20 protein-coding genes and 1 tRNA gene are annotated in these 19,753 nt (G+C 60.7%); 7 read left to right on the top strand and 14 right to left on the bottom strand.

Features of this window, described 5'->3' with window-relative positions; translation table 11 throughout:
* Positions 1–290 precede the first annotated feature (290 nt).
* The 8 genes from ychF to QMK50_RS09600 all read right to left on the bottom strand — a co-directional run bounded on the left by ychF (position 291) and on the right by QMK50_RS09600 (position 7,204).
* A complete protein-coding gene (ychF, locus tag QMK50_RS09635) occupies positions 291–1,391 on the bottom strand; it encodes a redox-regulated ATPase YchF (protein WP_320333013.1) in 1,101 nt (366 codons plus the stop codon).
* Positions 1,392–1,413: 22 nt separating this feature from the next.
* Complete coding sequence (gene pth, locus QMK50_RS09630) at positions 1,414–1,998, bottom strand: aminoacyl-tRNA hydrolase (RefSeq protein ID WP_095169011.1); 585 nt, start codon at positions 1,996–1,998, stop codon at positions 1,414–1,416.
* 168 nt (positions 1,999–2,166) lie between these two features.
* Positions 2,167–2,766 (bottom strand): 50S ribosomal protein L25/general stress protein Ctc, encoded by a 600-nt coding sequence (locus QMK50_RS09625; protein WP_095169010.1) that lies wholly within the window; start codon positions 2,764–2,766, stop codon positions 2,167–2,169.
* A gap of 139 nt (positions 2,767–2,905) precedes the next feature.
* Positions 2,906–3,847, bottom strand: a complete 942-nt coding sequence (locus QMK50_RS09620) for a ribose-phosphate pyrophosphokinase (RefSeq protein ID WP_003171603.1) — start codon at positions 3,845–3,847, stop codon at positions 2,906–2,908.
* Positions 3,848–3,893: 46 nt separating this feature from the next.
* Positions 3,894–3,968: transfer RNA gene (locus QMK50_RS09615), tRNA-Gln, on the bottom strand.
* Positions 3,969–4,004: 36 nt separating this feature from the next.
* A complete protein-coding gene (ispE, locus tag QMK50_RS09610) occupies positions 4,005–4,856 on the bottom strand; it encodes a 4-(cytidine 5'-diphospho)-2-C-methyl-D-erythritol kinase (RefSeq protein ID WP_320333012.1) in 852 nt (283 codons plus the stop codon).
* 1 nt (position 4,857) lies between these two features.
* Positions 4,858–5,475 carry a lipoprotein insertase outer membrane protein LolB gene (gene lolB, locus QMK50_RS09605; protein WP_095169008.1) on the bottom strand — a complete coding sequence of 206 codons (618 nt, stop codon included), beginning with the start codon at positions 5,473–5,475 and terminating at the stop codon, positions 4,858–4,860.
* Positions 5,476–5,479: 4 nt separating this feature from the next.
* Complete coding sequence (locus QMK50_RS09600; RefSeq protein WP_095169007.1) at positions 5,480–7,204, bottom strand: tetratricopeptide repeat protein; 1,725 nt, start codon at positions 7,202–7,204, stop codon at positions 5,480–5,482.
* Between the two features lie 304 nt (positions 7,205–7,508).
* Between QMK50_RS09600 and hemA the strand changes: the two genes are divergently transcribed.
* From hemA to QMK50_RS09570, 6 genes are all read left to right on the top strand, one after another.
* A complete protein-coding gene (gene hemA / locus QMK50_RS09595) occupies positions 7,509–8,798 on the top strand; it encodes a glutamyl-tRNA reductase (RefSeq protein WP_095169006.1) in 1,290 nt (429 codons plus the stop codon).
* Positions 8,795–9,877 carry a peptide chain release factor 1 gene (prfA, locus tag QMK50_RS09590; protein ID WP_095169005.1) on the top strand — a complete coding sequence of 361 codons (1,083 nt, stop codon included), beginning with the start codon at positions 8,795–8,797 and terminating at the stop codon, positions 9,875–9,877. Before hemA ends, prfA begins: the two co-directional genes overlap by 4 nt.
* A complete protein-coding gene (gene prmC, locus QMK50_RS09585; RefSeq protein ID WP_320333011.1) occupies positions 9,878–10,708 on the top strand; it encodes a peptide chain release factor N(5)-glutamine methyltransferase in 831 nt (276 codons plus the stop codon).
* Complete coding sequence (locus QMK50_RS09580; RefSeq protein WP_320333010.1) at positions 10,702–11,457, top strand: molybdopterin-synthase adenylyltransferase MoeB; 756 nt, start codon at positions 10,702–10,704, stop codon at positions 11,455–11,457. Before prmC ends, QMK50_RS09580 begins: the two co-directional genes overlap by 7 nt.
* Positions 11,450–12,241, top strand: a complete 792-nt coding sequence (gene murI / locus QMK50_RS09575; protein WP_095169002.1) for a glutamate racemase — start codon at positions 11,450–11,452, stop codon at positions 12,239–12,241. Before QMK50_RS09580 ends, murI begins: the two co-directional genes overlap by 8 nt.
* Positions 12,242–12,348: 107 nt before the next feature.
* A complete protein-coding gene (locus tag QMK50_RS09570; RefSeq protein WP_320333009.1) occupies positions 12,349–12,867 on the top strand; it encodes an acyloxyacyl hydrolase in 519 nt (172 codons plus the stop codon).
* A gap of 24 nt (positions 12,868–12,891) precedes the next feature.
* Here the strand turns inward: QMK50_RS09570 and QMK50_RS09565 are convergent, their stop codons facing one another.
* The 6 genes from QMK50_RS09565 to QMK50_RS09540 form a co-directional block, all read right to left on the bottom strand.
* Positions 12,892–13,197, bottom strand: coding sequence for a YkgJ family cysteine cluster protein (locus QMK50_RS09565; RefSeq protein WP_095169000.1), 306 nt, complete (start codon positions 13,195–13,197; stop codon positions 12,892–12,894).
* A 92-nt stretch (positions 13,198–13,289) separates the two neighbouring features.
* Positions 13,290–14,072 (bottom strand): SDR family NAD(P)-dependent oxidoreductase, encoded by a 783-nt coding sequence (locus tag QMK50_RS09560; RefSeq protein ID WP_320333008.1) that lies wholly within the window; start codon positions 14,070–14,072, stop codon positions 13,290–13,292.
* A 78-nt stretch (positions 14,073–14,150) separates the two neighbouring features.
* Positions 14,151–15,590 carry a deoxyribodipyrimidine photo-lyase gene (gene phrB, locus QMK50_RS09555; protein WP_320334509.1) on the bottom strand — a complete coding sequence of 480 codons (1,440 nt, stop codon included), beginning with the start codon at positions 15,588–15,590 and terminating at the stop codon, positions 14,151–14,153.
* A 20-nt stretch (positions 15,591–15,610) separates the two neighbouring features.
* Positions 15,611–16,549, bottom strand: coding sequence for a MerR family transcriptional regulator (locus tag QMK50_RS09550; RefSeq protein ID WP_095168998.1), 939 nt, complete (start codon positions 16,547–16,549; stop codon positions 15,611–15,613).
* Complete coding sequence (locus tag QMK50_RS09545; RefSeq protein WP_095168997.1) at positions 16,550–17,512, bottom strand: YbgA family protein; 963 nt, start codon at positions 17,510–17,512, stop codon at positions 16,550–16,552.
* 146 nt (positions 17,513–17,658) lie between these two features.
* Positions 17,659–18,645 carry an NAD(P)/FAD-dependent oxidoreductase gene (locus tag QMK50_RS09540; RefSeq protein WP_095168996.1) on the bottom strand — a complete coding sequence of 329 codons (987 nt, stop codon included), beginning with the start codon at positions 18,643–18,645 and terminating at the stop codon, positions 17,659–17,661.
* 196 nt (positions 18,646–18,841) lie between these two features.
* Here QMK50_RS09540 and QMK50_RS09535 point away from each other — a divergent pair, with 196 nt between their 5' ends.
* Positions 18,842–19,744, top strand: a complete 903-nt coding sequence (locus QMK50_RS09535) for a TIGR01777 family oxidoreductase (protein ID WP_320333007.1) — start codon at positions 18,842–18,844, stop codon at positions 19,742–19,744.
* The last annotated feature ends 9 nt before the right edge of the window (positions 19,745–19,753 follow it).

The raw sequence follows: 19,753 nt of genomic DNA, 5'->3' as shown, positions 1-19,753 counted from the left end.
AAATATTCCTGTGGGCGCCACGGAGGCTGAACATTCAGCATCGATGGTGCCTGATCCGCCACCATCGCGAGCAAGCTCGCTCCTACACAGGTTTGTGGCTGCATGCGGGACCTGCGAGCACTCCGAATCCCTGTGGGAGCGAGCTTGACTCGCGATGGTCGCCAACGGTGACGCGGCAGGCCTGGTTCACTGCGCCGTCCGATTCGCTCCCATAGGGGAGTGTGGTGTGGCAAAAAAACAGGCACAAAAAAGCCGCGTATCAAACGCGGCTTTTTGCTTTGGCGTGTGGCTTACACGTTGAAGCGGAAGTGCATCACGTCGCCGTCTTTGACGATGTAGTCCTTGCCTTCCAGGCGCCATTTACCGGCTTCCTTGGCACCGGCTTCACCCTTGTACTGGATGAAGTCGTTGTAGGCGATGACTTCGGCGCGGATGAAGCCTTTTTCGAAGTCGGTGTGGATCACGCCAGCAGCTTGCGGGGCGGTGGCGCCGACGCGTACGGTCCAGGCGCGGACTTCTTCGACACCGGCGGTGAAGTAAGTCTGCAGGTGCAGCATTTCGTAGCCGGCACGGATCACACGGTTCAGGCCAGGCTCTTCCAGGCCGAGGGCCTCGAGGAACATGTCTTTCTCTTCGCCGTCATCGAGCTCGGCGATTTCCGCTTCGATCTTGTTGCACACCGGGACAACGATGGCGCCTTCTTCTTCGGCGATGGCCATCACCACGTCGAGCAGCGGGTTGTTCTCGAAGCCGTCTTCGGCGACGTTGGCGATGTACATCACCGGCTTGGTGGTCAGCAGGTGGAAGCCCTTGATCACCGCTTTTTCATCGGTGCTCATGTTCTTCATCAGGCTGCGCGCCGGTTTGCCTTCGGTGAAGTGGGCGATCAGTTGCTCCAGCAGACCCTTCTGGACCACGGCGTCCTTGTCACCACCCTTGGCGTTGCGCGCGACTTTCTGCAGTTGCTTCTCGCAGCTGTCGAGGTCGGCGAAGATCAGTTCCAGGTCGATGATCTCGATGTCGCGTTTCGGGTCGACGCTGTTGGAGACGTGAATCACGTTGTCGTCTTCAAAGCAGCGGACCACGTGGGCGATAGCATCGGTTTCGCGGATGTTGGCCAGGAACTTGTTGCCCAGGCCTTCACCTTTCGAAGCGCCGGCTACCAGGCCAGCGATGTCGACGAATTCCATGGTGGTCGGCAGGATGCGCTTTGGATTGACGATGGCCGCCAGGGCGTCCAGGCGTGGATCCGGCATCGGCACGATACCGCTGTTCGGCTCGATGGTGCAGAAGGGGAAGTTCTCGGCCGCGATACCGGACTTGGTCAGGGCGTTGAACAGGGTGGACTTGCCGACGTTAGGCAGGCCGACGATGCCGCAATTGAATCCCATGGTGTTTCCCCTCGGGTAAAAGTCAGGCCTTCTGGCTGTGCAGGTTTTTCATCGCGCGGTTCCATTCTCCGGCGAGGATATCCGGCAGCACGCCGAGGGCAAAGTCGATGCTGGCATCGAGTTTTTCCTGTTCGGCGCGTGGCGCACGACCCAGGACGAAATTTGAAACCATACTGGCGACGCCCGGGTGGCCAATGCCAAGCCGCAGGCGGTAGAACGTATTCTGATTGCCCAGTTGCGCGATGATGTCGCGCAACCCGTTGTGACCGCCATGGCCGCCGCCTTGCTTGAGCTTGGCAACGCCGGGAGGCAGGTCGAGTTCGTCATGCGCCACGAGAATTTCTTCAGGCTTGATGCGGAAGAAACCTGCAAGGGCCGCTACGGCCTGGCCGCTGCGGTTCATGTACGTGGTGGGAATCAGCAGGCGAACATCCTGACCCTGGTGCGAGTAGCGCCCGGTCAGGCCGAAATATTTGCGATCGGCGACAAGGTTGACCCCTTGCGCGTGCGCGATGCGCTCAACAAAAAGGGCCCCTGCGTTATGCCGGGTCTGTTCGTATTCGGCGCCTGGATTTCCCAGGCCAACGATCAGTTTTATGGCAGTCACGTCAGGGGCCCTTCCTTGGAGTGGTTAGTAACATCGCAGCCATGGAGATGTGCGGCGAAAGTGGACGAAAAGTGCTCATTTACCATGATGTAAACTCCGCGTTCCGCCCGCTTTCTCGCTACGTTCCAGCCCGCGATGTTACTCGGTCACTCCGGCGTACAGAGTAAATTACTCTGCAGCGCCTTCTGCAGCTTCTGGAGCAACACGTGGAGCGTGAACGTTGGCAACAGCCAGGTCGTTACCGTGAGCCAGAGCAACAAATTCAACGCCTTTAGGAGCGCTGATGTCGGACAGGTGAATGATCGAGCCGACTTCGGCGTTAGCCAGGTCAACTTCGATGAATTCAGGCAGGTCTTTTGGCAGGCAGGAAACTTCGATTTCTGCAACAACGTGCGAGATCTCGCCGCCTTTCTTCACTGGAGCAGCTTCGTTGATGAAGTGCACAGGAACGATAGCGGTCAGTTTCTGACCAGCAACAACGCGTACGAAGTCAGCGTGCATCACGTGGCCTTTGGCCGGGTGACGTTGCAGAGCTTTGATGATTACGTTTTGCTTGGTGCCGCCAACGTTCAGCTCGATGATGTGGCTGTAGGCCGCTTCGTTTTCGAGCAGTTTGGCAACTTCTTTGGCCAGCATGCTGATGGATTCAGGGGCTTTTTCGCCACCGTAAACTACAGCTGGAACCAGGCTTGCGAGACGACGCAGGCGGCGGCTCGCACCTTTCCCCAGGTCGGAACGCGCTTCAGCATTCAGAGTAAAATCGTTCATGTTGTATCTCCAAAATAACCACATTCGCCCCAGCGTTTGCGACCAGCGCTAAAGGCGATATGGGCAAAAAAGCCCCGCCCCGACAGGTATGCCGGGGCGGGGCGCTTTTCGTCATCGAGAAGTCCGAAGGGCAGGGCCCTTAACGGAACATCGCGCTGATCGATTCTTCATTGCTGATGCGGCGAACCGCTTCGGCAACAACCGGTGCGATATCCAGTTGACGGATACGTGCACAGGCTTGTGCTGCAGCGGACAGCGGGATGGTGTTGGTCACCACCAGCTCGTCCAGCACGGAATTTTCAATGTTCTCGATAGCCCGACCCGACAGCACAGGGTGTGTGCAGTAGGCAAAGACTTTGGCAGCGCCATGCTCTTTCAAGGCTTTAGCCGCGTGGCACAGGGTGCCGGCGGTATCGACCATGTCGTCAACCAGGATGCAGGTACGCCCTTCGACATCACCGATGATATGCATCACTTCAGAGTGATTAGCTTTCTCACGGCGCTTGTCGATAATCCCGAGATCCACGCCCAGGGATTTGGCAACGGCACGTGCACGCACGACGCCGCCAATGTCCGGGGACACGATCATCAGGTTTTCGAAGCGTTGGTCTTCGATGTCATCCACCAATACAGGGGAGCCGTAGATGTTATCTACCGGAATATCGAAGAAGCCCTGGATCTGGTCAGCATGCAAATCAACCGTGAGAACACGATCGATGCCGACTACGGTAAGCATGTCAGCAACAACTTTCGCGCTGATAGCTACACGTGCGGAACGCGGACGGCGATCCTGACGGGCATAACCAAAGTAGGGGATCACCGCAGTGATTCGAGTGGCTGAGGAGCGGCGGAAGGCGTCGGCCATCACTACCAGTTCCATCAGATTATCGTTGGTCGGAGCGCAAGTCGGCTGAATAATGAAGACGTCTTTACCGCGGACATTTTCATTGATCTCGGCTGTAATTTCGCCGTCGGAGAATTTACCGACAGAGATGTCACCGAGAGGGATATGCAGCTGACGTACGACACGTCGAGCCAGATCGGGGTTGGCGTTCCCCGTAAAGACCATCATCTTGGACACGCGCAGTACCTGAAGGCTGAGGGTAACCTGGATGAGTATAGGAAAATGGCAGGGGCGGCTGGATTCGAACCAACGCATGGCAGGATCAAAACCTGCTGCCTTACCGCTTGGCGACGCCCCTGTATCTGTTGCAACGATTACCCAGTAATCGATTCCTTTAGAGCAGACTTTGCAGCTTGCGATGCAACATCGAAATGTTGCTTCCCTTTGCTACAAACCCTGTAAGGGTCTCTGTAAGAAGGGCCGAGACTTTATCAGCTTCAGCTTTGCTTGGGAAGCCCCCAAACACACAACTTCCAGTTCCGGTGAGTTTTGCTTCGGTAAATTTACCTAACAAATTCAAAGCGTTACGTACCTCTGGATAACGCCTTGCTACCACCGGTAAGCAGTCATTTCGACTGTTTCCCTTGGGAACGGGGCGCACTTTAATGGCAGACGAGTTACGTGTCAACAACGGATCGGAAAAAATTTCTGCTGTACTTACAGATACTTGCGGTACCAGTACGAGATACCAGGGTTCTTCGGGTTCTACGGGGGTCAGTTTCTCCCCCACACCCTCGGCAAACGCTGCATGTCCGCGCACAAAAACCGGAACGTCCGCGCCCAGTGTCAGGCCGAGCGCGGCCAGGCGATCTTCATCCCAGCCCAGCTGCCAGAGGTGGTTGAGACCCAGCAGGGTGGTGGCCGCATTTGAACTGCCGCCACCGATTCCGCCGCCCATGGGCAGGACTTTGTCGATCCAGATATCAATGCCCAGTGCCGATCCGGATTGCTCTTGGAGTTTTTTCGCGGCCTTGACGATCAGGTTGCTGTCGTGGGGCACGCCTTCGAACTCGGTGTGCAACTGGATGATGCCGTCTTCGCGTACGGCAAAGGTGATTTCATCGCCGTAGTCGAGAAACTGAAACAGCGTCTGCAGTTCGTGGTAGCCGTCTTCGCGGCGCCCAAGAATGTGCAGCATCAAGTTGAGTTTTGCTGGCGAAGGTAATGTCAGGCGAGTGGCCGGCATGTCATTGCCCCAATTTGCGCGGTTGCCAGGCCTTGATCACCAGCGTGACATCAAGGTTGGTGCCGTGCAGCTTGATGCGCTCGGGCAGCCAGTAGCCGTTTTGCTGGGTATAGGCACTGTATTGCACCTGCCAGCCGTCCTGCTCAAGACTGGCCAGGCGACTGTCGGCATCCAGGGTCAGGCGGCTCTTGCTGCTCGGTGCCGGCAGTCCGCGAACCCACCAGGCCAGGTTGGAGACCGGCAGTTTCCAGCCCATCTGTTCTTCGAGCAGGGTTTCCGGGCTCGCGGCGCTGTAGCGGCCTTGGTTGGCCACTTCCAGGCTGACGTCGCCGGGGCGGCCGGTCAGGCGTGCGGCCCCACGACCCAGCGGGCCGGACAGGCGAATGTCGTAGTAGTCCTGGCGCTGCAGCCAGAACAGGGTGCCGCTGCCTGAGTCTTTCGGGGCGCGAATGCCGATCTTGCCGTCGATCTGCCAGCCATCGAGGGCCGTCAATTGCAGTTTGTGCTCGCGCCATGACGCGGGATCGCCGTGGCCCTCGACCGATTCACGGGCGCCGAAACCGGCGCAGCCGGCGAGCAGGGCGATGAAGCTGAAAACGATGATGTGGCGCAAAAACATGATTTTAAAGAGTCTCGGATCCGGTCAGGCGCTTGATGGTGCTGCGCAGGATAGGGCTGTCAGGCTGTTCCTTGAGGAATTTGGCCCAGATTTGTTTGGCTTCTCGCTGTTTGCCCTTGGCCCACAGGACTTCACCCAGATGCGCGGCGACTTCCTGGTCGGGAAAACGCTCCAGGGCCTGGCGCAGATACCGCTCGGCTTCGTCGAGGTTGCCCAGGCGGAAATTGACCCAGCCGAGGCTGTCGAGGACGGCGGGATCTTCCGGGCTCAACTGGTGCGCCTGTTCGATCAACGTCTTGGCTTCAGCGTAGCGGGTCGTACGGTCCGACAGGGTATAACCCAGGGCGTTCAATGCCATGGCGTTATCCGGGTCGCGCTTGATGATTTGCCGCAGGTCACGCTCCATCTGCGCCAGGTCGTTGCGTTTTTCCGCCTGCATGGCGCGGGTGTAGAGCAGGTTGAGATCGTCCGGGTACTGCTTCAAGGCTTTATCGAGCACGCTCCAGGCGCGGTCTTCGTGCTTGTTTGCAGCCAGGGTCTCGACTTCGATCAGGTACAGCTGGATCGCGTAGTCCGGCTGCTCGTCACGTTCCTTGGCCAGGCGGCTCTGGGCTTCGACGCTACGGCCGTTTTCCATGAGGATGTCGGCCTGGCGCAATTGGGCTGGCAGGTACTCGCTGCCTGGCGTGACCTGGGCATACTCGATCAAGGCACCTTGGGGGTCGCCGCGCTCTTCGGCAATGCGCCCCAGGTTCAGGTGCGCGGAGTCGACGTGGCTGTCCCGGGCAATCAGGTCTTCCAGGTAACCCTTGGCCTCGTCCCAGGCCTTGGCTTCCAGGCATACCAGGGCTAGGGAGTAGCGCAGCTCATCGTCATCCGGGTACTGCTGGACCAGGCTGGAAAACTCGGTCTTGGCGTCATCCATGCGGTCCTGTTCCACCAGCAGGCGGGCATAGGTCAGGCGCAGGCGCTTGTCGTCCGGGTACTGGCGGATGCTTTTTTCCATCAGCGGCAGTGCTTCATCGCCCCGGTTGAGGCTCTGCAGCAAGCGCGCACGCAGCAGGATCGGCGCCACTTCGCCAGCTTCCGGCGGGTTTTTCTCCAGCAGGCTCAGTGCCCCCTGGGAGTCGCCATTCTGTTGCAGCAGCAGGGCTTTGCCGAAAATCAGTTGGCCGTTGTTCGGGTGGCGCTGCAATAAACGGTCGAAACTGTTCATCAGGCCGTCGCGGGTGTCCTGGTCGGTGTCGGCGGCCGACAGGGCGAGAAAGTCGAAATGGGTATCACCCTTGCCCTGCAGGACTTTCTCCATGTAGACCATGGAGTCGTCATAACGGCCGCTGCGCGCCAGCTGGATGGCGGCGGCGCGTTGTGCCTCGAGGTCCTCCGGGGCATTTCTGGCCCAGATCAGTGCGCTATCGAGTGCCGCCTGGTCAGCTCCCAGGTATTCGGCAATGCGAAATGCCCGCTCGGAAATGCCCGGGTCCTGGGTGTTGATGGCCTGGGTCACGTAGTTGTCCAGGGCAATGTCGTAACGATTGCGCTGGCCAGCCAGTTCGGCACTCAGCAGGCTGAAGATCGTCTCCTCGCTGAAGGAGCTGTAAACCTTGGGCTTTTCAGGGGCTGCTGTGCTGCCTGCGACCGGCGGCGTACCGTCCGTCGAAACGGGCGCCAAGGCCTGGCAGCCGCTGAGGAAGACAAAAGCGAGGAGCAACGCGGAAGATCTATTCATATAGGAAGAGGACGACTAACCTGCGGTCGGATCATCATGACACAAGCCTTCGGCCAAACATAACCGGGGCGCTCTTTATCTCTTTATGTAGGAGCGGGCGCCCGCTTGCGGCTTGCTCGCGATGGTTGTCAACGCTGACGCGGGCACCCTGAAATAGCGCGATGCCTTGAGTTTTTCGCGAGCAACCTCGCTCCTACATGCACCTATAAAGGCACAAGGTAGTAGGACAATAGTTAACGGTGGTTGTTCTCGGTCTGGCGAAGTAGGACAATTGTCGGCTTCTCGACATCATCAGCGATCTTGAATGGCCTTCCTTGCACTCGGTATTAACCACAAGACTGCTTCCGTAGACGTCCGCGAGCGCGTGGCCTTTACTCCGGAGCAGCTGGTTGAGGCCTTGCAGCAGCTCTGCCGACTCACCGACAGCCGCGAAGCTGCGATCCTCTCCACCTGCAATCGCAGCGAACTCTATATAGAACAGGATCAACTGAGTGCCGATACCGTGCTGCGTTGGCTGGCCGATTATCACCATTTGAGCCTCGAAGAGCTGCGCGCGAGTGCTTATGTGCACGAAGATGATGCGGCAGTTCGTCACATGATGCGGGTCGCCTCCGGGCTCGACTCGCTGGTCTTGGGTGAGCCGCAGATCCTCGGCCAGATGAAATCGGCCTACGCCGTGGCGCGTGAGGCCGGCACCATCGGCCCATTGCTCGGGCGGTTGTTCCAGGCGACGTTCAATGCCGCCAAGCAGGTGCGCACCGACACGGCCATCGGCGAGAACCCGGTGTCGGTGGCGTTTGCCGCCGTCAGCCTGGCCAAACAGATTTTCAGTGATCTGCAACGCAGCCAGGCGTTGCTGATCGGCGCCGGCGAGACCATCACCCTGGTCGCCCGCCATTTGCACGAACTGGGGGTCAAGCGCATCGTGGTCGCCAACCGAACCCTGGAGCGCGCGAGCCTGTTGGCTGAACAGTTCGGCGCCCACGCGGTGTTGCTCTCGGACATCCCGGCGGAACTGGTGCGCAGCGATATCGTGATCAGCTCCACCGCCAGCCAATTGCCGATCCTGGGCAAGGGCGCCGTGGAAAGCGCCTTGAAACTGCGCAAGCACAAGCCGATATTCATGGTCGATATTGCCGTACCGCGAGATATCGAGCCGGAAGTGGGTGAGTTGGACGACGTCTACCTGTACAGCGTCGACGATCTGCACGAAGTGGTCGCCGAAAACCTCAAGAGTCGCCAGGGTGCAGCCCAGGCAGCGGAAGAGATGGTGGCAATCGGCGCCGACGACTTCATGGTGCGCCTGCGCGAACTGGCTGCGGTCGATGTGCTCAAGGCCTATCGTCAACAGAGCGAACGCCTGCGTGATGAAGAATTGCAAAAGGCCCAGCGCCTGCTCGCCAATGGCAGCAGCGCCGAGGACGTGCTGGTGCAACTGGCTCGTGGCCTGACCAACAAACTGCTGCACGCGCCCAGCGTGCAGTTGAAAAAGCTGACTGCCGAAGGCCGCCTCGATGCGCTGGCCATGGCCCAGGAACTCTTTGCCCTCGGTGAGGGCGCGTCGGATAGCTCTTCGGATAAAAAACCGCAATGAAAGCGTCACTGCTCAATAAGCTGGACATCCTCCAGGACCGTTTCGAGGAACTGACCGCCTTGCTTGGCGATGGCGAAGTCATTTCCGATCAGAACAAGTTCCGCACCTATTCCAAGGAATACGCGGAAGTCGAGCCGATTGTCGCCACCTATAAACAGTTGCTCAAGGTTCAGGGCGACCTCGAAGGGGCCCAGGCCCTGCTCAAGGACAGCGACCCGGACATGCGCGAAATGGCCGTGGAAGAAGTCCGCGAAGCCAAGGAGCAACTGCTCGAACTGGAAGCCAGCCTGCAACGCATGCTGCTGCCCAAGGACCCGAATGACGGGCGCAACGTGTTCCTCGAGATTCGTGCCGGCACCGGTGGCGACGAGGCGGCGATTTTTTCCGGCGACCTGTTCCGCATGTATTCGCGTTATGCCGAACGGCGTGGCTGGCGGGTCGAGATCCTGTCGGAGAACATCGGTGAGCACGGTGGCTATAAAGAAGTCATCGCCCGGGTCGAAGGCGACAATGTCTATGGCAAGCTGAAGTTCGAATCCGGTGTGCATCGCGTGCAACGGGTCCCGGCCACCGAATCCCAGGGCCGGATCCACACCTCGGCTTGCACCGTGGCGGTGTTGCCGGAGCCGGACGAGCAGGAAGCGATCGAGATCAACCCGGCGGATTTGCGGGTCGACACCTACCGCTCCTCTGGTGCGGGCGGTCAGCACGTGAACAAGACCGACTCGGCGATTCGTATCACCCACTTGCCATCCGGCATCGTGGTCGAATGCCAGGAAGAGCGTTCGCAGCACAAGAACCGGGCGCGGGCGATGTCCTGGTTGTCGGCCAAGTTGAACGACCAGCAGACCAGCGCGGCGGCCAATGCCATCGCCAGCGAGCGCAAACTGCTGGTGGGGTCGGGTGATCGCTCCGAGCGGATCCGCACCTACAACTTCGCCCAGGGGCGGGTCACCGACCACCGGGTCAACCTGACCCTGTACTCCCTCGATGAAATCCTCGCCGGTGGCGTTGATGCCGTGATCGAGCCACTGCTGGCCGAGTACCAGGCGGACCAACTGGCGGCGATAGGTGAATAAATGACCATCATTGCCAGTTTGTTGCGCGCAGCCGACCTGCCTGACTCGCCTACCGCGCGCCTGGATGCCGAACTGCTGCTGGCCGCTGCCTTGGGCAAATCCCGCAGCTTCCTGCACACCTGGCCCGAGCGCATCGTGCCCAGTGATGCCGCGCTGACCTTTGCCGACTACCTGCAGCGTCGTCGCGGCGGTGAGCCGGTGGCTTATATCCTCGGGCAACAGGGCTTCTGGAAGCTGGACCTGGAGGTCGCACCGCACACGCTGATCCCTCGTCCGGACACCGAGCTACTGGTGGAAACCGCTCTTGAACTGTTGCCGGCGACACCGGCCAAGGTGCTCGACCTGGGTACCGGCAGCGGGGCGATCGCCCTGGCGCTGGCCAGCGAGCGTCCGGCCTGGCAGGTGACGGCGGTGGACCGCGTGCTGGAGGCCGTGGCCCTGGCCGAGCGCAATCGCCAGCGCCTGCATTTGCATAACGTCACAGTGCTCAGCAGTCACTGGTTCGATGCCCTCAAGGACCATCGCTACAGCCTGATCATCAGTAACCCGCCGTACATTGCTGCTGCCGACCCGCACCTGATTGCCGGTGACGTGCGCTTCGAACCGGCCAGCGCGCTGGTGGCCGGGACCGATGGCCTGGATGATTTGCGGGTGATTATCGCCCAGGCGCCGCAACACCTCGAAGCCGGTGGCTGGTTGATGCTCGAACATGGTTACGATCAGGCGGCCGCCGTGCGTGATTTGCTGCTGGCCCAGGATTTCGTAGAGGTTCACAGCCGCGTGGACCTCGGTGGTCACCAACGGATCAGCCTGGGGCGCCTGCCGTGCTGAATGATCAAGAGCTGTTGCGCTATAGCCGGCAGATTCTGTTGCAGCACGTCGACATCGACGGCCAGTTGCGACTCAAGCAAAGCCGCGCGTTGATCATCGGCCTTGGTGGCTTGGGTGCACCGGTGGCGCTGTATCTGGCGGCTGCGGGCGTGGGTGAATTGCACCTGGCGGATTTCGACACAGTCGACCTGACCAACCTGCAGCGCCAGATCATCCACGACACCGACAGCGTCGGCATGAGCAAGGTTGATTCGGCGCTCCGTCGCTTGAGCGCGATCAACCCCGAGATCCAACTGGTTGCCCATCGCACCGCGCTGGACGCCGACTCGTTGGCGGCGGCAGTAGCGGCGGTCGACCTGGTGCTCGATTGTTCTGACAACTTTGCCACGCGCGAAGCCGTGAATGCGGCCTGCGTGGCGGCGGGCAAGCCCTTGGTCAGCGGCGCGGCAATTCGTCTGGAAGGTCAGTTGTCGGTGTTCGACCCGCGTCGCGGCGAAAGCCCCTGTTACCACTGCCTGTATGGGCACGGCAGCGAGGCCGAACTGACCTGCAGCGAAGCCGGCGTGGTCGGCCCGCTGGTGGGCCTGGTCGGCAGCCTGCAAGCCCTGGAAGCGTTGAAACTGCTGGTGGGCTTTGGTGAGCCGCTGGTGGGCCGCTTGTTGTTGATCGATGCCCTCGGCACGCGGTTCCGTGAGCTGCGGGTCAAGCGTGATCCGAGCTGCAGCGTCTGTGGTGCCAAACATGCGTGAGGCGCCTATCGGCGTGTTCGATTCCGGCGTTGGCGGGCTGTCGGTGCTGGCGGAGATTCACCGGCTGCTGCCCAATGAGTCGCTGCTGTACGTGGCCGATTGCGGCAACATTCCCTACGGCGAGAAGTCCCCGGCGTTCATCCGCCAACGCTGCGCAGTGATGGCCGACTTTCTCCAGGCCCAAGGCGCCAAGGCCATGGTCGTGGCGTGCAACACGGCAACCGTGGCCGGCGTGGCGGATTTGCGTCGCGACTACCCGTCGTGGCCCATTGTCGGCATGGAGCCAGCGGTCAAGCCGGCAGCGGCGGCGACCCGCAGCGGGGTAGTCGGCGTGCTGGCCACCACCGGAACCTTGCAGAGTGCCAAGTTCGCCGCCTTGCTCGACCGCTTCGCCACCGATGTACGGGTAGTCACCCAGCCGTGTCCGGGCCTGGTGGAGTTGATCGAAGCCGGTGACTTGCAGAGCCCGGCGTTGCGCCAGTTGCTGGGCAGCTACCTGCAGCCCCTGCTGGACGAGGGCTGCGACACGATTATCCTCGGCTGCACCCATTACCCCTTCCTCAAGCCAATCCTCGCGCAAATGCTCCCCGCCGACATCAGTCTGATCGACACCGGCGCTGCCGTTGCCCGGCAAACCCAGCGCTTGCTCGCTGAGCGTGAACTGCTGGCGGACGGTCCTGCCCAACCCGCGCAATTCTGGACCAGCGCCAGTCCCGAGCACCTGAGAAATATCCTGCCGCTGCTCTGGCATAACGGTGGCGTTGTGCAAAGCTTCAACCAGTAGACACGCTGAAATTCAGCTGAACTTCTGCTTGGGGGCGAGATTCTATTACAGCGACTGTTGAGCAAAAAAAACCTAAAACAATCGTTCGCATAAAAAGGATGTTTCCTATGAAGCGAGTGTTCTGTCTGGCTGCGCTTGCGGCCGTATTGTTGGGGCATGGCTACAGCGCACAAGCGGCGGGTATCGAGTTTGCAATCGGGCAAACCAGTGACTCGACCATGACGTATCGCCTGGGGCTGCAGTCTGAATGGGACAAGAGTTGGTGGCAGAGCGAAGTGGGGCGTCTGACCGGCTACTGGGACGGGGCATACACCTTCTGGGATGGTGACGAGACGGCAAGCAACCACAGCCTGTCGTTCTCGCCAGTGCTGGTGTATGAGTTCGCCGGGGAATCGGTCAGGCCCTATCTTGAATTCGGCATCGGGGTGGCTGTTTTTGCCCATACGGAAGTGGAGAACAACAAGCTCGGCTCGGCCTTCCAGTTCGAAGACCGCTTTGGCGCCGGCTTGCGTTTTGCCGGTGGACATGAGGTGGGGATCCGCGCCACCCATTACTCCAACGCCGGGATCAGCAGTCCCAACGACGGCGTCGAAAGTTACGCCTTGCACTACACCATGGCCCTATAGGACCTTGCTGGCGAAGGAACGCCATCACCTGTAGGCGGTAGTTATCCCCTGGCGTTCCTCGATGCATTCCGGCGCGCCCATTTCGAACTCCCGGCATATCAGCGGGCGTTTTTCGTAGATGGTGCACATCATCGTGTCCCGATCCAGCGCTGCGCACCAGCCGTCGTCCAGGCGCAGCATGACTTCCCCACCCCAGTCGTCGGTATCGATAAAGCGCTCGGGCACGCCGGTGTCGGTGATCAGCATCACTTCGAGCTGGCAGCAACAGGCCGCGCACGTCGAGCAAGTGACCGCCGGCTCGACGATTTCGGTGAGGGGGATGGTATTCATGGGCGCCAGTGTAAGGCAGTGCGCTGCGCCTGTGTGAAAGCTCTGACGGACGCTCGCTTGTCGGGCACCCAGGCGGGACCGTCCGTGGGGGGTTACGGTAGGTCCTTGATCGGCGGCGCGCTCCAGGCCATGGGTTTGCCAATCGCCAGTTGGCCTTCACCGGGGCGTTTCGACAGCGGCCACAGCGCGGTCATGGACAGCGCCGGCAGGGGCAGTTCCAGCGGGCGCAACTTGAGGTTGTCGATGATGTAGCGGGCAGCCTTGTCGGCGGTCCAGCTCAACGGCAGTGGCAAGACATCGTGTCCGCCAAGGGGGCTGGCGATAAAATCTGGGGTGACCACGGTGACTTCGATGCCGTCCTCGGCCAGCGTGATGCGCTGCGATTCGAACAGGTGACGCAGGCCGGCTTTCGACGTTCCCTGGGCTTCGCTTCGCGGCAGTGACAGGTAAGTCGCAGAACTGGTTATGCCCACCAGGTACGGCGCGATGCCCGTGCGCAGCAGCGGCAAGGCAACGTCGATGCAATAGTTGCTGGCAAGCAGGTTGCAGCGCACCAGGTGTTCGATCAGGTTGGTGTCCAACTGCGCGGCGTCGACGTACGTGCAGGTCCCGGCATTGAGGATGACGGTGTCCAGCGCGCCCCAGTCCTGCTGGATCTGCTCACCGATCTCGCGCACGGTCTGGCTGTTGGTCAGGTCGCCAGGCGCTACCAATACTTGCCCAGGGTAGCGGCGGGCGAAGGCTTTGAGGGGAGCCACGGCGCGAGCGCTCAACGCCAGGTGCGCACCGGATTTGAGCAGATGCTCGGCCAGGGCGGCACCCAGGCCATTGCTGGCATCGGTTAACCAATAACGTCGTGTGGGTATCCGAATCATCCTGTGCTCCTGTTCAAACCGTCATCCTGGATCGTTTGTCTGGGGAAACTCTAGGCAAGGTGCCGCCATCCGTCATCCCTATGAGCTGTTCACTTCAAGACGCGCGGGCAGACGTTTGAAGGCCGCCAGTGCGCGTTCGCGCGATTGGCCGAGGTTGACGATCGGCAGCGGATAATCCGCCACGCCAAACAACCCGCCCATCGCGGCCGGGTTGTGGATATCTTTTTTGTTCAGCCCCGCCAGTTCCGGCAGCCAGTGCTTGATGAACAGGCCTTCGGTGTCGAATTTCTCCGACTGACTGATCGGATTGAAAATCCGGAAGTAGGGCGCAGAGTCGGTCCCGGTGGACGAACTCCATTGCCAGCCGCCGTTATTGGCCGCCAGGTCACCGTCGATCAGGTGACGCATGAAAAACCGCTCGCCTTCGCGCCAATCGATCAACAGGTTCTTGGTCAGGAACATGGCCACCACCATCCGCAGGCGGTTGTGCATCCAGCCGGTTTCCAGCAACTGGCGCATGGCGGCGTCGATGATCGGCAGGCCGGTGCGCGCCTCCTTCCAGGCGGCCAGTTCGTCGGGCGCATCCCGCCAGGCCAGGGCTTCGGTTTCCGGGCGAAAGGCGCGGTGCCGGGAAACACGGGGGTAGCCGACCAGAATGTGTTTGTAGAACTCGCGCCACAGCAGTTCGTTGATCCAGGTAACAGCGCCGACGCTGCCGCTTTCGAACTCGCCCTGATTGGCTTGCAACGCCGCATGCAGGCACTGGCGAGGCGAAATCACCCCGGCTGCCAAATAGGCTGAAAGCTGACTGGTACCGGGTTTGGCCGGTAAGTCGCGTTCGTCCTTGTAGTAGTTGATCTGGGCATCGGTGAAGTGCTCCAGGCGTCGCTGCGCCTCATCCTCACCGGCCGGCCAGAGTGCGCGAAGCTGCTCGCTCGAGGGCTTGAAGCCTTGCACTTGCTCGGGGACCGGGTCGCAGTCGATACCCGTCGGCGCTTGCATCCCGGGTGCCGTCACCAATCGTGGCAGAGCGCCGTGCAGGCGGGCGTAGCAGACTTTACGGAACTGGCTGAAGACCTGGAAGTAGCCACCGGTCTTGGTCAGGACGCTGCCAGGTTGGAACAGCAACTGATCCAGATAGCGATGCAGGGTGATGCCTTGGGTGTCGAGGGCCAGGCGAACGGCGGCATCCCGGCGGGTTTCGTGAACGCCGTACTCTTCGTTGGCATGAACCGCTTCGACGTTCAGTTCGCTGCACAGCTGTGCCAGCACTCGGGGTACATCGTCCCAATCAGGGGCGCTGCGGATCAGCAGCGGGATATTCAGCGCGCTCAACGCCTGGCTCAGTTCGCGCAGGTTGCGCAGCCAGAAATCCACTTTGCAGGGGGCATCGTCATGGGCCAGCCATTGCTCGGGGCTCAACAGATACACCACGACGCTCGGGCCACGATTGGCGGCGGTGCTCAGAGCCGTGTTGTCATGCAGGCGCAGGTCGCTGCGCAGCCAGATCAATTGCAGGGTCGCTTGCGCACTGGACATCAGATCAGTCCTCGCTGAATCAATACCTGGTGAGCCGACAGGGGATCGTCGGCCAGTAATACATCAGCGATTTCAGTGGCGATCTCGGACAAACCGGCCTGGTGGATACATACCGTTGGTCCGACGATGAGCTTTGGGCAACTGACATTGTTCAGGAGTTTCGTTAGCTGTTTCAGGTTGCTGGTTTTGCTCGAATACAGCAGCACCGCGCGCGCTTGCAGGTGTTCGACCGCCAGGGCCAGTTCACCCACCGGCAAAGGCCAGTCGAACACTTCCACCGGACAATCGACGCTGCTGATCAGCCAGGCGCAGAGCCATAGGTGAGGTTCGAGCGGCAGGTCGGAGTGATTGACCAGCAGCAGTGGGGCGCCGCGTAACTGGCGGTTGTTGTGGTAGATCCGCGCACCGAACTTGCTGCGCAGCCAGCTGTAGAAAAACGTGCGCTCCATCTGTGCGCCGAATTGCCCTTGCCAGCGTTGTTCGAGTTCTGCCAGCAATGGCATCAGCAGTTGCTCGCACAAGGTCCGTGGTGGGTACAGGGCCATGGCCTGGTTGAACAGGTCATCGACCTGGCGCTCGGCCAGGCGAAAGATGGCCTGGGCGAGGTTTTGCCGCAGGATCTGCCAGTCATTTTCCACCGGCGAACTGAACGCTTGCGGTGTGTCCAGCAACTGCTTGACCTGGCTCACCGCGACGCCGCGATTGAGCCAGGTCAGGATGTCGTGAATGCGTTGCACATGCTCGGCCGAGAACAGCCGGTGACCCTTGGGGGTGCGTTGCGGCACCACCAGCCCGTAGCGACGCTCCCAGGCGCGCAGGGTGACCGCGTTGACGCCGGTCACGCGGGCGACTTCGCGGATCGGCAGCCAGCCTTCGTCCAGCGCCTGCTGGTAGTCGGTGTCGGGCTCTTGGGTGTGAGTAGCGCTGGGCATGTTCATTCAAATCGCATTTCTGAGGCTGAGGTTTTCCGGGTGCGGCTGCAGGTAGACCTGTTGCGCGATGTACGGATCGGGATGATGACGCAGGTGATGCTTGAGCAGGGTCAGCGGGACCACCAGCGGCACGACGCCGAGGCGGTATTGGCCGATCACGTGCTGGACTTCCTGTTTGTCCTCGACGCTCAGGCTCTGTTTGAAATAGCCGCACAGGTGTTGCAGTACATTGCTGTGGGTCCCGCGGGTGGCGCATTGCTTGAGCGCCTTCATCAACAGACTGAAATAGCGCGGGCCAAGTTCTGCGGGGTCGCTCTGGCCCATGCTGCCCAGGAGTTTGCCCAGGGCCTTGTACTGCAGCGGGTTGTGGGCCATCAGCAGGTACTTGTAGCGCGCGTGGAAGTCGGTCAGGCCATGGCGGCTGAGACCCTGCTGCAGCAAATCCTGCCAGGCGGCGTAGGCAAACACTCGGGTCAGGAAGTTCTCGCGCAGCACCGGATCGTTGAGTCGGCCGTCTTCTTCCACCGGCAGGTCCGGGTGGCGGGCACAAAACGCCGCGGCATAGATACCCCGGCCACCACCGTCCTGCGGATTGCCGTTGGCGTGATAGACCTTGACCCGTTCCAGGCCGCAGGACGGGGATTTGTGCATGAAGATGTAACCGCACAGATCGGTCAATTCAGCGGCCATGCGTTGCCCGTAGTCGGCCAGCGGCTGAGTGACGTCGAGTTGTCGGTTGACGCTGCCGATGGCGCTCGGGTGCTGCGGATCGCCGACCAGGCGAATCGGCTCGCGGGGAATTCCCAGGCCAATGGCGACTTCGGGGCACACCGGGACAAACTCGAAATAATTGCTGAGGGTACGACTGCAGAGCTGGGATTCTTTATGCCCACCGTTGTAGCGCACCTCATCGCCCATCAGGCAGGCGCTGATGGCAATTTTCGGCTTGCGCGGGGATTCGCTCGACATCGGCAGACCTCGGATTAAAACCTGTACAAGCGCTGTTCGCTGTACAACATGTTTTGATCATAGGTCGAAAGGTGTACAAGTCAATTTTTTTGTATAGCTTTTATCGAGCGCCCCCGTAGCCGCCAAAGCCTAGCTACGGGAAGCGACTACTGCAGATGCTCGTGCAAGCGGCGGGCGGCTTCCTGGCCACTCAGCCAGGCGCCTTCGACCCGCCCTGACAGGCACCAGTCGCCGCACACATACAAGCCCAGGTCGGCATCGGCCAGTACGCCCCATTCGTGACTGCTGGCAGGGCGCGCATACAGCCAGCGGTGGGCCAGGCTGAAGGTCGGGGCGGGCATGGCGCTGTGCAACAGTTCGGCAAAGGCGCCGTGCAGTTGTTCGATCACCGCTTCCTTGGACAGGTCGATGTGTTGTCGGCTCCAACTGCTGGTGGCGTGCAGCACCCAAGTGTCCAGGCTGTTGTCGCGCCCCGGTTTGCTGCGGTTGCGGGCCAGCCAGTCGAGCGGGCTGTCCTGCACGAAGCAGCCTTCCATAGCGGTATCCAGCGGCGTATCGAATGCCAGGGCGACGGCCCAGGTCGGGTCCATTTTCACCCCGGCGGCGACCCCGGCCAGCTTCGGTGCGGCAGCCAGCAGGGCTGTGGCCTGAGGGGCGGGCGTGGCGATGACCACATGGCTGAAGGGGCCGTGGGTGAAGCCTTCGGCATCCTGCAGATGCCAGTGCTGTTCACCACGATAGACCTCGGTGATGCGGCAGGCGAAGTGCACTTCCAGGTCGCCAATCAGGGCGCGGGTAATGGCGCTCATGCGCGGCGTGCCGACCCAGCGGGTCTGCTCGTCTGGCGACGGGCTGAGCTGGCCGCCCTGAAAGTTGTAGAGCTGCGGTGTCCACTCGGCGACCCAGCCGTTGGCTTGCCAGCGCTGCACTTCAGTGACAAAGCGCCGGTCGCGGGCGGTGAAATACTGCGCCCCCATGTCGAGTGCGCCAGCGTCGCTGCGTTTGCTCGACATGCGCCCACCGCTGCCACGGCTTTTATCGAACAGTTGCACGACGTAGCCGGTCTCTTGCAGAGCCTGGGCGGCGGAGAGTCCGGCGATGCCGGTGCCGATAATTGCGATGGGTAGAGTCATAGGGGCCTCGTTTACCTTTCTCTACAGGCTACGCTTAGGGTTAAACCTGTACAATTATATTTTTTGGTATAACTTTCAGCGTTCTCGTTCTGACAGCTTGGCCTATTGTTAATCACAGAGCCCGCCCGATCCGAAACATCCCTGCTTATAAAAATAGACTAGTGATCGAGGTAAAACGCCACGCGAGGAACATGTCATGCACATATTGCTGACCGGCGGTACTGGATTGATAGGACGCCAGCTTTGCCGACTCTGGTTGAGTCAGGGCCACAGCCTGACGGTGTGGAGTCGCAAACCCGAAAAAGTGCCGGCCCTGTGTGGCGCCCAGGTGCGAGGCATCGCGCGTCTGGAAGAAATCGGGCAGGAGCCGGTGGATGTCTTGATCAATCTGGCGGGTGCGCCGATTGCCGATCGACTCTGGACCCATAGGCGCAAGGCGTTGCTCTGGAGCAGCCGGATCAGCCTGACCGAAACCCTGCTGGCCTGGCTGGAAAGCCTTGAGCAAAAACCCCACTTGCTGATTTCCGGGTCGGCGGTGGGATGGTACGGCGATGGCGGCGAGCGTGAGCTGACCGAGGATTCGCCACCGGTCAGCGAAGACTTCGCCAGCCAGCTGTGCATCGCCTGGGAAGAGACCGCACAACGCGCCGAGGCCCTGGGCCTGCGCGTAGTGCTGGTGCGGACCGGGCTGGTGCTGTCGGCCGAGGGCGGCTTTTTGTCGCGCCTGCGCCTGCCCTTCAAAGCGGGGCTGGGCGGGCCTATCGGCAATGGCCGGCAGTGGATGTCATGGATTCATATCGACGATCAAATCGCGCTGATTGATTTTCTTCTGCATCAGAATATGGCCAGCGGTCCTTATAATGCCTGCGCGCCAAAACCGGTGCGCAATCGCGAATTTGCCAAGACGCTGGCCGGTGTCCTGCACCGGCCGGCTTTCATGCCCCTGCCATCGTTCGTGTTGAAGGTCGGGCTCGGTGAGTTGTCGCTATTGCTGTTGGGCGGCCAGCGGGTGACCCCGATGCGGTTACTGGCGGCAGGCTTCACCTTTCGTTTCACTGATTTGCGTGCGGCTCTGGACGACCTGTCCAGCCGCCTTTGAAATAGGACG

This window comes from Pseudomonas sp. P5_152, assembly GCF_033989915.1.
GTDB lineage: Bacteria > Pseudomonadota > Gammaproteobacteria > Pseudomonadales > Pseudomonadaceae > Aquipseudomonas.
Note: the sequence above shows the minus strand (reverse complement) of the source record. Positions and strands in the feature narration are given on the sequence as shown.

Bases quoted from the DNA above. Each gene is read 5' to 3' on its own strand.
- ychF (WP_320333013.1), bottom strand. From the start codon at position 1,391: ATGGGATTCAATTGCGGCATCGTCGGCCTGCCTAACGTCGGCAAGTCC.
- QMK50_RS09625 (WP_095169010.1), bottom strand. From the start codon at position 2,766: ATGAACGATTTTACTCTGAATGCTGAAGCGCGTTCCGACCTGGGGAAA.
- ispE (WP_320333012.1), bottom strand. From the start codon at position 4,856: ATGCCGGCCACTCGCCTGACATTACCTTCGCCAGCAAAACTCAACTTG.
- lolB (WP_095169008.1), bottom strand. From the start codon at position 5,475: ATGTTTTTGCGCCACATCATCGTTTTCAGCTTCATCGCCCTGCTCGCC.
- QMK50_RS09600 (WP_095169007.1), bottom strand. From the start codon at position 7,204: ATGAATAGATCTTCCGCGTTGCTCCTCGCTTTTGTCTTCCTCAGCGGC.
- hemA (WP_095169006.1), top strand. From the start codon at position 7,509: ATGGCCTTCCTTGCACTCGGTATTAACCACAAGACTGCTTCCGTAGAC.
- prfA (WP_095169005.1), top strand. From the start codon at position 8,795: ATGAAAGCGTCACTGCTCAATAAGCTGGACATCCTCCAGGACCGTTTC.
- prmC (WP_320333011.1), top strand. From the start codon at position 9,878: ATGACCATCATTGCCAGTTTGTTGCGCGCAGCCGACCTGCCTGACTCG.
- murI (WP_095169002.1), top strand. From the start codon at position 11,450: ATGCGTGAGGCGCCTATCGGCGTGTTCGATTCCGGCGTTGGCGGGCTG.
- QMK50_RS09570 (WP_320333009.1), top strand. From the start codon at position 12,349: ATGAAGCGAGTGTTCTGTCTGGCTGCGCTTGCGGCCGTATTGTTGGGG.
- QMK50_RS09565 (WP_095169000.1), bottom strand. From the start codon at position 13,197: ATGAATACCATCCCCCTCACCGAAATCGTCGAGCCGGCGGTCACTTGC.
- QMK50_RS09560 (WP_320333008.1), bottom strand. From the start codon at position 14,072: ATGATTCGGATACCCACACGACGTTATTGGTTAACCGATGCCAGCAAT.
- QMK50_RS09550 (WP_095168998.1), bottom strand. From the start codon at position 16,549: ATGAACATGCCCAGCGCTACTCACACCCAAGAGCCCGACACCGACTAC.
- QMK50_RS09545 (WP_095168997.1), bottom strand. From the start codon at position 17,512: ATGTCGAGCGAATCCCCGCGCAAGCCGAAAATTGCCATCAGCGCCTGC.
- QMK50_RS09540 (WP_095168996.1), bottom strand. From the start codon at position 18,645: ATGACTCTACCCATCGCAATTATCGGCACCGGCATCGCCGGACTCTCC.
- QMK50_RS09535 (WP_320333007.1), top strand. From the start codon at position 18,842: ATGCACATATTGCTGACCGGCGGTACTGGATTGATAGGACGCCAGCTT.